Raw genomic sequence first — 14,563 nt, forward strand, 5'->3', positions numbered from 1 at the left:
TCTTTATTGCTGAATTAGGGAATATAAGTCTTATGTGATTCAAGCAAGAAAGGAGGATTTATCATGCAAATGTTTTACACAGTTCGTGCAGATGATACGATATCCCAGATTGCACAACGTTGGGCCATTCCGATCGACTCATTGATTGCTGCAAATAATCTCGTTTCCCCATATACAATTTATATTGGGCAGCAGCTTTCCATGCCACCAGGGGTAGATCGCTATCAGGTTCAACCAGGTGATACAATTTTTCAAATTGCCCAAAATCATGGAATTTCTCAGTCTGTAATTATTGCTGCAAATAATCTTCAGCCCCCATATACTATCCAGACTGGTCAGCTTTTAACAATACCAACAGGTGTTCCGTATTACGTTGTACAGCCTGGTGATAATTTGTATCAAATCGCAAGGCACTTTAATGTAGTAACAGGTGGCAATGTGAATTATGAATTGATTAGGCAAGTAAACAATCTTCCTTCTACTACCATTAATCCTGGTATGAGATTAGTTATACCATATGCACCGCCCGGTGAAGATGGATTGATTGCTTATATCTCAAACCGGACCGGAGCATATGATTTATGGTTATATAATCCGAGTAATGGATCGAATAGACAGGTGACATTTGGATTAGGTGAATCGTACTCGATTCCATATTGGTCTCCTGACAGTAGCAGAATCGCATTTGTAGGTGAAAATGGCGTATTATACGTAGTGAATTTGACGAATAACACGTATGCTGCAATAGATCAGTTTTCACAACCAGAAGGAGTATATCTAAACTGGGCTCCGGATAGTCAGCGACTTGTCTATTCAAATGGAAATGAAATCATCATTTATAATGTAGCGACCCACCAAGTACAGCGAATCAATCAACCAAACGCAAGGGATGTGCAATGGTTCTCAAGCGGACAAGAGCTTCTATTCGAGGCACAGGATGAAGCTGGTTTTAGTCAATTATATAGAATTCGAACAGATGGAACAGGCTTGCAGCAAATTACGCAAAACACTGGTGGACCGTTCAACTTTGTAAGACTATCACCAGATGGTCGTTATGTACTCTACACGAGTCCAGGCGCTAGTATTTCAATCATTTATTCAATTGAGCTTGCAACAGGCAGCGTTTTCGAGGTGGAAGGAGGACCGCTTGCCAAAAATTACAATCCAACCTGGTCACCTAATTCAGCATCGATTGCCTATAGTACAACTGCATTTGAAAATCAGGGATATTTTTCGCAAATTCGAACAGCCGGAAGGGAAGGAGATAATGACCGGATTTGGGCAATCTCTAATTGCTTTCTTACTCCTGTAACATGGTCGCCTGATAGTAGTAAAATTGCTTACTTATCTGGTTGCGATGAGTTTGAAGGTGCCAGTGAGATTTGGATGGTCGATTTAGATCATCCGGTACCGATTCAACTTGTTACAGATGGAAACATTACAGCACTAGCCTGGTCGAAAACATCCATTTCCCCTGGTACTGCAACCTATACAAGTACAGATTATAGAGTCCAATTTCAATATCCGGCAAATTGGCAAAAAGTTACGGATGAAAGAGAGCGATACGAAGGTGCGGACGGATTCTTTCAAGTAGGCGCGATAGCTTATGATGGACCACTGGAGGATGTATGTCATAATGATGCATTTCATCCACTTCTTCCATACGGTAGCCAACCGCAAATTGTCTCAACCGAAATACAAGGACAACCGGCTTGTTTTATCTATCCGTCAGAAGATCAGCCAGCAGAAATGAACAACCAATCTGCATTGATTGTCCAATACCCAACACCTGTTGTGATTAACAGCAACAGCTACAATTTTTTAATTTTATGGGCGGATGCTGGCCATATTAATCAGATTGCTACGACAGTTCGACTTCTATAAAAAATTTGGAGGGTGCCGTATGGAGGCCCCTCTGCCAATATGCTGTTGTAGGCTTAACAAAAGCGCAACTGCTATCGAGTTTGCTCCACATACTATTTGTATAAATAGTGTCCATCCTTCTCCTGTTAATACTCGTATGATGCGTTCCATAAAAGCTGGGATGGGAACGGAAGAAGGATTGGCGCAATCTATTCCATTAGGTCGTTATGCTGAATCGGATGACATTGCAAACCTTGTTTTATTCCTTGCTTCAGATGAAAGTAGCTTCATTACAAGTAGTCAATATCGTGTTGACGGCGGTATGGGAGCATTATAATACAGCAATTAATTGCTGTATTATGAACAAGCCAAGCGCTAATTTTTATGATGGTACACCTGTTTAAATCAAAACAATAGACCACATAAAATCTTAAGATATTTTATGCGGCCTATAATGATTATCATATCTTAAAGTATCCTTGTATGTCTATCATAGATTATTTATATAATTTATATAGCTGATCGTCTCTTCTGCTGCGAAAATCATCTCTATTGCCTGCTCCTCAGTCAGTTTGCCTGAATTAACAAAAGCATTGACCTGGCTGATAAAGGCGTTTAGCATATTGATGGCTCGTTCAGGTTTGTCATGTTTCTCATCCAACAGGTATCTTTCTGCCTGATTTAGTTTTACCATCAGAGCATTCCTATTGCCACCAACAATATCAAGGTCTGCAACAATCTCTTTAAGGTCGTCAATCCTGTTTTCGGCCCTGAACTGTGCGAACATCCAATCAAAGATATTCTTATCTGCGTACTCTTCATGGCCTGGGCCATACCTGAAGCTTGCGTTTGATTGACCGATAAGGTTACTGAACACTTGGGCTTCGGTTTCGTGCGGTGTCCAGTCAAAGCCGAAGTATGGAAAATTAAAGGCCTGATTGGTTTCCAAAACCGTTACGTTGGCTTCTGAATATAAGCCACTGGCACCAGCGCCTGTTGAGAAATAGTTTGTCCAAGTATTACCAGCGGAGTCATTCTTATGTGTATGCGCCCATATGGCAGTTTTTGTGAGCTCGGGATTCGTGGTAAGCTGTTCTACGGTTGGTAAGGCGCCTCCTGCAAGCGGAACGATTGCCGCGAGAAATTCGGGATTGCGGTTATAGAAACCGATTGTGTACATACTCCCCATAGAGAAGCCGGACATGTAGATACGGCTCAGATCCACCTTGCCCTCAGCGGCCAATTTCTCCACGTATGCCATAAGTGCCTCATTGTTGTCCTGATTGTTTGAGTGGTTCTGCGTAGCTATGATGTGTGCGTTGTACTTGCCCGGGTTCTCCAGTTGGAGCTTGGAAAGCACAGCTGCGCCGTTCGCAGTTTGCACGGGCGCAAAGTAGTCTCCCGAAGGGCCACCGCGGCCGCCGCCATGGTTGTAGATGAACAGTGGGAGAGGACCGAGGTCTTCCCAGGATTCGTCGATCGAAATCAGGATGTCCATGTTGCCTGTTCCATCCGGGTTCGTTTTATCAGGAACAAACTTGTCGAGCGCCGGGTTTACTACCTCTGCTTGAGTGAATCTCGGGATTATGGTAGTGCCGTCTGTCAGCTTGATCTCACGATCCACATTGACGCGGTAATTGAGGATCGCCGAGAATGCGTTTTGCAAGTTACCGGAAACCATTGCGCCGGACGTATAGCCATTGGCATTCCAAAACTCAAATTCAACGATGATGTAGCGTCCGCTCTCGGGCATATCTGTTACGAGGTCGTCGGATCCTGGTGCAGGCGATATATAGCCAAGCGGCTCGGGATCATTGTTTACATATACTCTGGTGATATTGCGCGTGCCGTCGAAAATCAAGGTCGAGCCATCAAGTCTTGTGTTCCTGGCGGCAGCCGTAAACATGTCGGCGCTCAGGTCAGCAAGGTTTGCCGCGTTGCCCTCGCCAAGGTCGATGATGACCGCTGTAGTGACGTTTCCGACAGAGAATATGTCGTTATACACTGTAAACGGTAAATCCGTTGCGTTTGAAGCAGGCTTGAATGTCACGTGGATGCTTGTGTCGCTTGCGGTGACGTTCTTTATTGTGTATGTGTTGTCTGAAACAGCCACTTCTTCGTCGTTAACCGTAACCTTGTCCACTTCAAACCCGAACGCGGGGTTGAACGTGAAGGTCACGTCTTCACCATCGTTTACCCAAACATGGCCTGCCAAAGAGGACGGGCTAATACTCCCATTCTCGCCGGACGACGCCATGACGTAGTGCTGAACGCCAACGTTCACGTTCGGTTCATACAGCCGCAATGACGGTGACTCCTGCATCTGCTCAAGCAGTTGTGCCGCGCTCGTAGTACTGGCTTCCTTGCTCTTTGCGGTGAAGCCGTCTTCCGTACTTGTCAGGGCAAAGTTCCACTGGTTGTTCCCGCCCCAATTGTATAAGGACACTGTGCCTTCTTCTTCATCCAGAACATGCAGCAACAGGCTCTGCTGGTTGCCATTGCTGGCTGCGCCGGTCGTGTTGAGGGGCGCATGCTGTGCATTGAAACTGGATTCCCTTCTCAAGGGTTCCGTTCCACCACCTATGCCGGGAGCGTTGTTCAATAAATAGTAGCCCGGGCCTTCACCAAGACCGCCGGATGCCGCCGCAGTATTTGCGCCAAGGCCAAACTGCCATATCATGTCGTCCGTCACTTCGGATGTGATCAAGCCGTCTTCAATCGTCACTGGCTTGGACACCATGCCAACTTGAGTGTCGCCGGTGACGTCGCCTGGTGTGTTGATTGTCGCTTGAGCATTAGCAAGCGCGCCGTGCTCGGACACAATAAGATAGCTTCTACCAATCTGGACATCAGCAGGGTCGACCTGCCTCCACGTGATGTTTGATTCCGGCGTCGTCTCTACCGCCTTAGCCTGGGGTAAGTTGTATATCATTTCTGATACAATAATGAAGCAAACTAAGAAAGCCACCACTGATATTATTTTACGCATTACCTACCACTCCTCTCTTATTCTTTGTTTCTTTCCCTTTCATTTCAATTTGACGACATGAGTATCGCCTGCAAAAAGAAAACTAACTTAATCACCCCCAGTTTGATATAAGTCGTTGGGGATCTTAAGATGTTAAATCGTTCTAGCATGTCCCTAAGACAAGTATGAGTATAGCACGAATAATTCGAAAATAATGTCATATTATGTAAGCGTTATCATAGTTTTTCGTCATAGTTTCGAAGGTCAATTGTTATTGTTTGGACACATAGAAAAAGAGCGTCGCAACGCTCAGCCGTTTATATGCATAATAGCCAAGAGTCTTTTTTGCTTTCTTTCCGTTCCATGATGGCCTTCTCTATAAACTCAAAATATATGACATATGAAAGCCACTGGAGGGATTGGGAATGCTGAAAGAAAACTTAAGTAGCCAGCACCAACTGGAACCGGAATTGTAACCTGCGCGATATAACTTTCGGCCCGAATTGTCGATATATTTTAATGTTGGAAACGGAACTTCTCCCATCTGGAACAACTGTGTGATTATGGAAGTGCCATCCATAAACCTGAAAATAGAATTATACAAAAGAAGAGGGCGTTCATCACAAACGCCCTCTTCTTTTATATAATCTAAATATTCTCCTTTAAACCAAGTATATTGGAACTCCAGCTCCATAGCTCTTTAGCACGGCCAATGTCATAAGATTCCTTTGAAGATGGTATTTCTTTTGGTCCATCAAAGTATTGTCCACTGCTAGAAAAACGTTTATTCAATATTAAATTCGCAAGATCAGTTCCAGATTGTTGCGTAGTCCGTATACTTGAACGAAAGAAACGCATTAGTGGTAGTACATTATTCCACATGAATTTAAGGATAGGATTGTAATCTCTAGATAAACTAGAGCCCCTTCCAGGCATCATTCCTGGATTAAATGCTTTTACAGTAATTAATTGATTGGCTTTCTCAATACGTCGAGCTAGTTCGTAGCTAAAATAGAGATTACATAGCTTCGAGGTTGTATAACGTGTTTGCCCCCTATTAAGAGATGAAAGATTTGCTAATGATTCATCCGATTTTTGTGGATTAGCCATAATACTAGGGTGAAGATAAATTGGTGCAGGCATACCTGTTTTCATAAGTGGATCATGGGTATCGCTGCTTACAACAACAATAGAGCCATAGTCTTGAAACTGGTTAAGTAATAATCTTACAAGTAAGAAATGACCGAGATGATTAACTCCAAATGTTGCTTCAATTCCATCAACAGTAGCTTGAGTTCCTTGTACAAATTGAACACCTGCATTACAAATAATGGAATGCAAAGGTGGAAGATCAGATTTAGTGAATTGATCAACAAAATGATGTATGGATGAGAACGAGGCTAAATCCACTACCATTCCTGAGATATGTTGATTCCCTGTTGTTTGAATCAATTCTTTGGCAGCTGTATTTACCCTTTCTTTATTTCGTGAAGCCAAAATTATGTGCCAATCATTATTAGTTTTTGCAATCACTTTAGCACATTCATACCCTAATCCTGTATTCCCCCCAGTTATAATCACTGTCTTTTTAGCTTTTGTCATAAGATTTTCCTCCCTATTAATACTTTCTTATATAATACGATACTGTATCGTATCGTATATGTCAATAAAAAAACCTCGCTTTACATGCAAGGTTAAAATTATTTTTCCTTTATTCCGTTCAAAATCATGTCAATCCCAGCCCTTAAATGAGGTTCTAAATCTGTTGTAGAGGGCTTGAGTAAAAGTTGATAAATAATAAAACCAATTAAAAATTCGGAAACTAGATCTAAATTTACTTCTTTACGAAGATTCTCTTCCTCAAGATATTTTTGAAGCAAATTTGAAATTTCCTTTGTTTTAGGCAGTGAATGGTTTTCCCAATAAGATTCGGAAATCTGTGAATTACTTGATAATGTTGACATTAGAAGGGAGAGCATTTGTTTACCAAGCGGGTTATTCATTTGCTCTGTGAAATTTCGTGAGAGTTCAAATAAGACATCATCTAACTTCCCTTCTATAGAGATATTAAATTCTGGTTTCAACTGTTCCAATGCAGCAAGAATTAAGTCATCTTTATTTTTCCATCTCCGATAAATAGAACTCTTACCAACTCCAGCTTTGGTAGCAATAGTTTCCATACTAATTTTTTCAACACCAACTTCAGCAAGAAGAGTTAGTGTTGCATCAATAATACGTTTATCCACATCACTACTTCTTGGTCTTCCCCGTTGGAATGTTTTTTTAGAATTATCAGAATTCAATGGTGCATACCTTCTTTCGTAATGCATAATGATAAGACATTATACCATAAATTACTTATAGATACTTTCTTAGCGTTAATATCGTTTATTCAACTAACCTGTCCCGTTATTTTAAGGACATTCCTTCACGATCTCCTTTTATCCTATCATAACTTTCTGCTTGTTTTGGATTTTATTCCGAATTAATGTTTATGAATGATTCGTTAGACTAAACCAATGTAAACAAAATAAACGAGCTTCCGCTAATCGGTTATATCAAAGAATAATTGAATTAAAATGTCAGGTTACCTATTAAAAAAGTGGGAAATGTCTAAAAATTTAGAAAAGTCCATTGATTTTTCCTTCCATTCGCTATATTATTGTAATGTTTCACTTTTGAAAAAGGAGGGTTCAGCGGTGGTTACTTTTCTAGCATCTATTGTATTATTAATTGTTGGTTATATCGTTTACGGGAAGGTGGTTGAACGGATTTTTGGCATTAATGACCAGAATTCAACACCTGCCTATACAAACAACGATGGCCTTGATTATATGCCAATGAGTTGGTGGAAAGCGAGTTTAATTCAGCTATTGAATATCGCTGGAACCGGTCCGATATTTGGTGCAATCATGGGCGCATTATATGGTCCAGTAGCATTTATATGGATTGTTATTGGTTGTATTTTTGCTGGGGCGGTACATGATTACTTTTCGGGTATGATATCGCTTAGACATAAAGGAGCTCAATTTCCGACACTTGTCGGTAAATATTTGGGCGGTAAAATGAAGTTTGTTACAACGATTGTGTCGATTATATTAATGGTGTTGGTAGCAGCAGCATTTACGGCAGCACCTGCCCAGTTACTTACGCAAATCACACCACTTAACACTTCGACTTGGTTGGTGATTATTTTTGCTTATCTTATACTTGCAGCGATTCTACCAATTAATAAAATAATAGGAAGAGTGTATCCTCTATTTGGAGCTATTTTAATTTTCATGGCTGTCTCTATCGGTATTGGAATGTTCTTCTTTTTTGATCATCCAATCCCAAATTTAACATTAAGTAATTTACACCCTGGGGAACTGCCTATTTGGCCATTATTAATGGTAACCATATCCTGTGGGGCGATTTCTGGCTTTCATAGTACACAAAGCCCCATTTTAGCTCGTACATTAAAAAAAGAAAGTGAAGGTAGAAAAGTTTTTTATGGAGCAATGATTGGTGAAGGCGTCATTGCGATGGTTTGGGCAGCAGCAGGGATGACCTTTTTTGGTAGTACGGGTGCATTGCAAACAGCACTGGATGCAGGAGGTCCAGCTGGGGTCGTTAATGAAGTCAGTATAACAACATTAGGTGCATTTGGTGGGTTCATCGCCATTTTAGGTATTGTTGTTCTCCCGATTACCACAGGTGATACAGCATTACGTTCTTCTAGAATGATGCTTGCGGAAATATTGTCTCAACTGACAAAGAAAGACTTTAATGGGAAAGGGAAATTAGCTTTGCTTACAATACCTGTGACTGCAACAACGTTATATCTCACTACAATTGATTATAGCTTCCTCTGGCGCTATGTTGGTGGAACGAATCAGATTGTTGCTGCGGTGATGTTATGGACAGCAGCCATGTACCTAGTGAAAAATAACAAGTTTCATTGGATCTGTAGTATTCCAGCTTTGTTCATGACAGCAGTAGTAAGTACGTATTTCTTCTATGCACCAGAAGGCTTTAACCTTGATTATGGTATTTCTCTGATTTTAGGAATGGTTATTTGGTTGGCTGTACTCGCTTGGTTTGTATGGCAACTTATTAAACAGAAAAGAGCCAGCAACTATGCAGATACGGAACTGAGAGTAGGATAGCAATGGAGATTGCTATCCTCATTTAGATAACGGTGAAGTTAATAATCTACCATCTAAATCTATTGGAATAAATACAGAGTTATTTCGTAGTCCTTTCTACCAAATAACTCTGTTTCTTATTAATCAATATTAAAACAAAATAGATAAAGAGATGTAGCTATCATTCTCCTATATAATGATATGAAACCTCCTAGTGGCTAAAATCGTATATAAAGTAATATTAATTAACTCAAAATCAATGATTACCTCATAAAAAGACAGGAGTTTTTATCTTGAAACAATTGTATATAAAACAGAAAATGTTTAGTTTAAACGACAAATTTACGGTGAAGGACCAGCAGGAGAACGATGCTTATTATGTGGAAGGAAGTTTTATGAAAATTCCTAAAACATTCTCCATCTTGAATACAGCAGGAGAAGAGGTCGCGCTTATCTCGAAAAAGGTGTTCAGCTTCCTGCCGAAGTTTTATGTGGAGGTGAACGGTCAAGAGGTATTAACGATTAATAAAGAGCTTTCTTTTCTAAAAGCACGGTATTCTATTGACGTCGCGGGGATAGAAGTACAGGGAAACTGGTGGGATATGGATTTTGAAATTTTTCAATATGGGGAAGTCGTGGGCAAAGTGAATAAAGAATGGTTCACATGGGGCGATAGCTACAAGGTTCAAGTCCTGAACGAAGAGATGGAGACGATCATTATTGCGCTCGTAATCACCATTGATTGTGTGAAGGCTGACCAAGCAGCAACTTCTTCAGCGACAACACAGTGACATAAGCAATGCAGGTAAAAGCTAGTTTGAGTTAGCATCAATATAAGAACAAGGGAATCGGAATAAAATTTGCAGTCTCTGTATTTGCGTTTAGGTTGTAAGTATTATGAGTTGTATCATATATAACAGATAAAAAAGAAGTGCAAAGATGCTTCTTTTTTATGAACGAAAATTATCTAACCTCCTATATAAAAGTTCATATTGTAGATTTAATATACACCTAGATAAGATTGAAAGGGTGAATGTATATGAAGGACATGATGAGCAAAAGTAAAATAATAGAAAATAGCGAGTATGCATAACGGTAAACCGGAAGCGTTTGTTGAGGAGTGCGTAAAACTAGAGAAAGTTTATCAGTTGGGCAAATACTGAATAAGGTAATTCCTTATTCAGAAGAAGTCATACTATATCAAATGATTGTGTTCAAGTAGGAAATAAATGTTGGAAAATCAACACTTAAAGACCTATTTCGATCCGACCACCGGTACTTAAGATCGTTGATAAGACGGGAGCGTCTAAGCGGGTTACATACTCGTTTAGGCGCTTTTTTTCGTGTCTAAAAATAAAGGAATCCGTACTGATCCATGTAAATCGTTCTTTTAAAGGATAAATACAGAAGTTATAAAAATAGAACGAAACCACAATAAAAGGTGAAATAAATTGATTACACTTAAATTAACCTTTCAAAAATAACTAAGAAATAAAGAGGAGATAGGAGATGTTTAGTCAAAACATAGACATAGGCTGGGAGTTTCAATTTGGAGAGCGTTCTTCCATTCCAGGCATGAATAGAAATAAAGAAACCGTTAATTTACCACATGATTTTACGATTGGTACAGATCCAACACCTGATGCTAGAGGTGGTAAAGATGCTGGCTATTTTGAAGGTGGAATTGGAACGTATACAAAAATGCTGTTTTTTCAGAACAAGATAAAGAAAAAAGGTTTTTAGTTGCCTTTGATGGTGTCCATATGAATGCGAAGGTGGAGTTAAATGGACATAAATTAGCCCAACATCACAATGGATATACACCATTTTATATCGATATTACACCATATATTAAATATGACAAAGAGAATCGAATGTCTATAATAGTAAAAAATGATGCACAACTAAATGCAAGATGGTATACAGGATCAGGAATCTATCGTCATGTTAACTTATTATCTGCGCCAAAGACACATATCGTACCTTGGGGGAACTTTTGCCTATACTTCGCATATCCAAGGAGATACAGCATTTGTTGAGGTGGAAACAGAGATAGAAAATCTTGAAAATGAATCCAAAAATATATGGGTTGAGATCGAGATTAACTCGGAAAATGTATCAGATAGCAAGGGGACAGGAAAAGTAAAAGTCCATGTACCGGCGGGTGAAGTAGCCACAGGCAAAGTACTCATCCCTGTTCGTCATGTTCAACGATGGGATATTGATCATCCCAATATATACAAGGTTCAAAGTAAATTAGTTGATAAAGGTGACATTATTGATCAACATACTACTTCATTTGGGATCAGAGAGATTTCCGTTGATCCAATAAATGGTTTCATGTTGAATGGTAGAACAGTGAATTTAAAAGGTGGTTGTGTACATCATGATAACGGGATCTTAGGTGCTGCTTCTTTTAAAGATAGTGAGTATCGACGCATGAAAATCCATAAAGAGAATGGATTTAATGCAATACGTTTTGCACATAATCCGATGTCGAGAGATTTACTTGATGCGTGTGATCGTTTAGGACTACTTGTTATTAACGAAGCATTTGATGTTTGGACAATGGAAAAAAATACACATGATTATAGTCAATATTTTAAAGACCATTGGCAAAAGGATATGGAAGCATTTATCAAAAGAGATCGCAATCATCCTTCTGTGATTATGTGGTCCACCGGAAATGAAGTATTAGAGCGTGGAGGATTATCGAACGGTTATGAATGGTCAAACAAACTTGCAGATTATGTAAGAGAATTAGATGCAACAAGATTTGTTACTAACTCCATACCTTCATTCTTTAATGGACTGGATGATGAGGATCAATACAAATTCTTCATGGATCTTATGAAAAGTAAAGATAAAAATCAAGCTGGTGGATTGTTTAATTTAGATGCAGAACATGGTCGGAATGTATGGTGGGACTATACAGAACCATTTGTTGCACCATTAGATGTGGTTGGCTACAATTATTTTGCAAAGTTATTATGATGGTACACATGAAAGGTATCCAAACCGTGTGATCTGTTCAACAGAAAGTAAGCCATTAGAAATGTTTGATTATTAGATAGAAGTAGAAAAGCGTCCATATTTAATCGGTGACTTCGTTTGGACGAGTATAGACTATATCGGAGAGGCTGGTATCGGTAAGCAAGAATATTATGAGCCAACAGATGATATCGAAAGTGCTTATCGTTATCTTCATTTGGCAAATTTCCCTTGGAGACTTGCGGGAGGGGCAGATATCGATTTGTGTGGCTTTAAACGCCCACAACTAGCCTATCGTCGTATTTTGTGGGGATCGAATGAAACATATATTGCATCAGAGCATCCTGCAAATCATGAAAAAGTAGAAGTCTTGGGGAGATTTGGTTGGCCATATCGTCAGAATGCGTGGACGTGGGTAGGTTATGAAAACAAGCGGTTAACAGTTGAGGTGTACTCACAAGCACAAGAAGTAGAGTTAATATTGAACGGAAAAAGCTTAGGCCGAAAACCTGCTGGTAGAAAGCATCGGCTGACTGCTAGCTTTGAACTCACGTATGAACCAGGAACATTAGAAGCAATTAGTTATACTGACAATAAAGTGGTATCTAAAGATGTAGTAACAACGTCAGGGGATCCAAAAGGCATTAAGATTAAACCTGATAAAGTAGCTTTAAAAGCGGATGGACAGTCACTCATTTTTGCGGAAGTAGAAATAGTAGATAGTGCAGGACGTTTAGTGCCAACAGCAGCCTTACAAGCTGAAGCAGAAGTACAAGGTCCTGCAATGCTGGTTGCATTTGGAACAGGTAAACGTGTAACAGAAGAAAATTATACGACAGGTAGATTCACCTCACATAATGGAAAATTATTAGCTGTTGTAAGAGCATCTACTGAGACTGGTGTAGCATCACTCCAGGTGAAAGTAAATGGTTTACCAGATGCAACTATAAATATAAAAATAACTGACTATTGATGAGCTATAAGTTAAAAAAGGAATACCTAAGTAAACAGTGCTGCATCTCATTTAGCCAAAATGTCGGAAGAGTTAAGAAAACGGATCAAACGTTTTAAACTGAACTAATATAAACAAGTGGTCCCAACAATCTATAGATAGTTAAGGGGACCACTCATTTTTTATCAGTCACTTCATTAAAGGATCGAACACACGTCTAAAATTTATAGCAATTACCTGTCAAAAGAACTAGTTATAAATTAGATATATTGGGCAAGTGTATATTGCCCTTTTGGACGTTATGTTTTTAAAACTAGATTGTTATAATCAATTCTAATGCAATGTTGTTAAAAATAAATGCTGTGAAAGGAAGATGTTCAATGAAACAAACATATCCAATAGTACCGGAAGAAGAAGTCATAAAAGTGCTAGCCGGCAGGAGCGATTTTGACCCTTTCTATGTATTTTCGGAACTACGCGAGAAAGGAGCAGTTAGACCCATCCCAATGCAGATTGGGGCTGCGGACCAACAAACATGGATTGTTACACAAATGGACGAGGTAAAGAAAGTATTGAAAGATCAATCGTTATTTTGTGTAGATCCATCAAATATTAATGAAGATAGTAGTATAAAACAATCTTTAACAAATACAACAGATGATACAGGCTCACAACTTTTCCTAGCAAATTCATTGAATGCGCTTGATGAACCTGACCATCGTAGATTGCGCCGCTTAGTTTCTAAAGTTTTCACTCCAAAATATATGGAAAATCTCCGTCCAACTGTTCAGGAAATTGCAGACGAATTGCTTGATCAAGTTCAAGGCAAAGGTGAAATGGATATTGTCACAGATTATGCATATAAACTACCAATTCAAGTAATTTCCAACATGGTTGGAGTCCCCGCATTACACCAAGAACAAATTTATCTATGGTCTGAAGCTATTGCTACAGGGCTTGGCGTAGGCCGATTAGATGATAAAGTGAAAGAAAGTGTAGCATCTTTTACCGAATATTTTACTCAACTAATTGCTGATAAACGCAACCATCCAGAAGATGATTTAATAAGTGAATTAATTAGTTTAGAAGAAGACGGTGATAAACTAGATGAAAAAGAGCTATTATCATTAGTGCAATTACTAATATTCGCTGGTCATGAAACGACAACCAACTTGATATCAACAGGGATGCTCATCTTATTAGATCATCCAGACCAATTAGAGATGCTTAAACAAGATAAAAGCTTAATCCCCAATGCAGTTGAGGAATTATTACGTTACCACGGTCCTTCTACGACAGCTGGTCCACGTTATGCAAAAAAAGATTTAGTCCTCGGTGGTCAAACAATCAAAAAAGGAGATGTGCTTTTTCCATTATTGAAGTCAGCCAATCGAGACGGCAATGTTTATAACGACTCAGAAGAATTAGACTTGACGCGCGACGTTAAACGTCATGTAGCCTTCGGACACGGTGTACATATGTGTTTAGGTGCACCACTTGCACGATTGGAAGGAGATATCGCATTTACAACACTATTAGAACGAATGCCAGAGATAAAATTAGGTATCCCACGCGAGGATATCCAATGGGAATTTAAATTAGCTGCCCAAGGTTTATCTTCTCTGCCTGTTACCTTTAAATAATAGTTTCTATTTATAAGGA

Annotated in this window: 11 protein-coding genes and 1 pseudogene; 9 read left to right on the forward strand and 3 right to left on the reverse strand. The window is 39.4% G+C overall.

Translation table 11 applies throughout. From position 1 onward, the window contains the following. The first annotated feature begins 63 nt into the window (after positions 1 to 63). Together ACTNEP_RS18580 and ACTNEP_RS18585 are read left to right on the forward strand one after the other, a co-directional pair. Positions 64 to 1,884 (forward strand): LysM peptidoglycan-binding domain-containing protein, encoded by a 1,821-nt coding sequence (locus ACTNEP_RS18580; protein WP_441163460.1) that lies wholly within the window; start codon positions 64 to 66, stop codon positions 1,882 to 1,884. A gap of 19 nt (positions 1,885 to 1,903) precedes the next feature. After that, the gene (locus ACTNEP_RS18585; RefSeq protein ID WP_441163461.1) at positions 1,904 to 2,200 is read left to right on the forward strand and encodes an SDR family NAD(P)-dependent oxidoreductase; all 297 of its coding nucleotides are present in this window, start codon (positions 1,904 to 1,906) and stop codon (positions 2,198 to 2,200) included. Positions 2,201 to 2,353: 153 nt separating this feature from the next. On the opposite strand, the gene ACTNEP_RS18590 is transcribed toward ACTNEP_RS18585, so the two are convergent. The 3 genes from ACTNEP_RS18590 to ACTNEP_RS18600 all read right to left on the reverse strand — a co-directional run bounded on the left by ACTNEP_RS18590 (position 2,354) and on the right by ACTNEP_RS18600 (position 7,134). Next, complete coding sequence (locus ACTNEP_RS18590) at positions 2,354 to 4,852, reverse strand: FIMAH domain-containing protein (RefSeq protein ID WP_441163462.1); 2,499 nt, start codon at positions 4,850 to 4,852, stop codon at positions 2,354 to 2,356. A 627-nt stretch (positions 4,853 to 5,479) separates the two neighbouring features. Next, on the reverse strand, positions 5,480 to 6,433 hold the full coding sequence (locus tag ACTNEP_RS18595) for an SDR family NAD(P)-dependent oxidoreductase (protein ID WP_441163463.1): 954 nt from the start codon (positions 6,431 to 6,433) through the stop codon (positions 5,480 to 5,482). Positions 6,434 to 6,531: 98 nt separating this feature from the next. Beyond that, on the reverse strand, positions 6,532 to 7,134 hold the full coding sequence (locus ACTNEP_RS18600; protein ID WP_441163464.1) for a TetR/AcrR family transcriptional regulator: 603 nt from the start codon (positions 7,132 to 7,134) through the stop codon (positions 6,532 to 6,534). A gap of 396 nt (positions 7,135 to 7,530) precedes the next feature. Between ACTNEP_RS18600 and ACTNEP_RS18605 the strand changes: the two genes are divergently transcribed. The 7 genes and pseudogenes from ACTNEP_RS18605 (at position 7,531) to ACTNEP_RS18635 (ending at position 14,544) form a co-directional block, all read left to right on the forward strand. Continuing rightward, positions 7,531 to 8,979: a carbon starvation CstA family protein gene (locus ACTNEP_RS18605; protein WP_441163465.1), complete on the forward strand. Its 1,449-nt coding sequence runs from the start codon at positions 7,531 to 7,533 to the stop codon at positions 8,977 to 8,979. 272 nt (positions 8,980 to 9,251) lie between these two features. After that, a complete protein-coding gene (locus ACTNEP_RS18610) occupies positions 9,252 to 9,749 on the forward strand; it encodes an LURP-one-related/scramblase family protein (protein ID WP_441163466.1) in 498 nt (165 codons plus the stop codon). Between the two features lie 718 nt (positions 9,750 to 10,467). After that, the gene (locus ACTNEP_RS18615; protein WP_441163467.1) at positions 10,468 to 10,701 is read left to right on the forward strand and encodes a hypothetical protein; all 234 of its coding nucleotides are present in this window, start codon (positions 10,468 to 10,470) and stop codon (positions 10,699 to 10,701) included. 2 nt (positions 10,702 to 10,703) lie between these two features. After that, a pseudogene (locus tag ACTNEP_RS18620) lies at positions 10,704 to 10,865 on the forward strand (sugar-binding domain-containing protein); the annotation flags it as partial. A 1-nt stretch (position 10,866) separates the two neighbouring features. After that, on the forward strand, positions 10,867 to 11,952 hold the full coding sequence (locus ACTNEP_RS18625) for a glycoside hydrolase family 2 TIM barrel-domain containing protein (protein WP_441163468.1): 1,086 nt from the start codon (positions 10,867 to 10,869) through the stop codon (positions 11,950 to 11,952). A 259-nt stretch (positions 11,953 to 12,211) separates the two neighbouring features. Further along, on the forward strand, positions 12,212 to 12,922 hold the full coding sequence (locus ACTNEP_RS18630) for a DUF4982 domain-containing protein (protein ID WP_441163469.1): 711 nt from the start codon (positions 12,212 to 12,214) through the stop codon (positions 12,920 to 12,922). A gap of 359 nt (positions 12,923 to 13,281) precedes the next feature. Beyond that, the gene (locus ACTNEP_RS18635) at positions 13,282 to 14,544 is read left to right on the forward strand and encodes a cytochrome P450 family protein (protein ID WP_441163470.1); all 1,263 of its coding nucleotides are present in this window, start codon (positions 13,282 to 13,284) and stop codon (positions 14,542 to 14,544) included. The last annotated feature ends 19 nt before the right edge of the window (positions 14,545 to 14,563 follow it).

Origin of the sequence: Gracilibacillus sp. HCP3S3_G5_2 (assembly GCF_052063305.1) — a bacterium.
GTDB lineage: Bacteria > Bacillota > Bacilli > Bacillales > Amphibacillaceae > Gracilibacillus.

Bases quoted from the DNA above. Each gene is read 5' to 3' on its own strand.
- ACTNEP_RS18615 (WP_441163467.1), top strand. From the start codon at position 10,468: ATGTTTAGTCAAAACATAGACATAGGCTGGGAGTTTCAATTTGGAGAG.
- ACTNEP_RS18585 (WP_441163461.1), top strand. From the start codon at position 1,904: ATGGAGGCCCCTCTGCCAATATGCTGTTGTAGGCTTAACAAAAGCGCA.
- ACTNEP_RS18595 (WP_441163463.1), bottom strand. From the start codon at position 6,433: ATGACAAAAGCTAAAAAGACAGTGATTATAACTGGGGGGAATACAGGA.
- ACTNEP_RS18590 (WP_441163462.1), bottom strand. From the start codon at position 4,852: ATGCGTAAAATAATATCAGTGGTGGCTTTCTTAGTTTGCTTCATTATT.
- ACTNEP_RS18580 (WP_441163460.1), top strand. From the start codon at position 64: ATGCAAATGTTTTACACAGTTCGTGCAGATGATACGATATCCCAGATT.
- ACTNEP_RS18625 (WP_441163468.1), top strand. From the start codon at position 10,867: ATGCAAGATGGTATACAGGATCAGGAATCTATCGTCATGTTAACTTAT.
- ACTNEP_RS18635 (WP_441163470.1), top strand. From the start codon at position 13,282: ATGAAACAAACATATCCAATAGTACCGGAAGAAGAAGTCATAAAAGTG.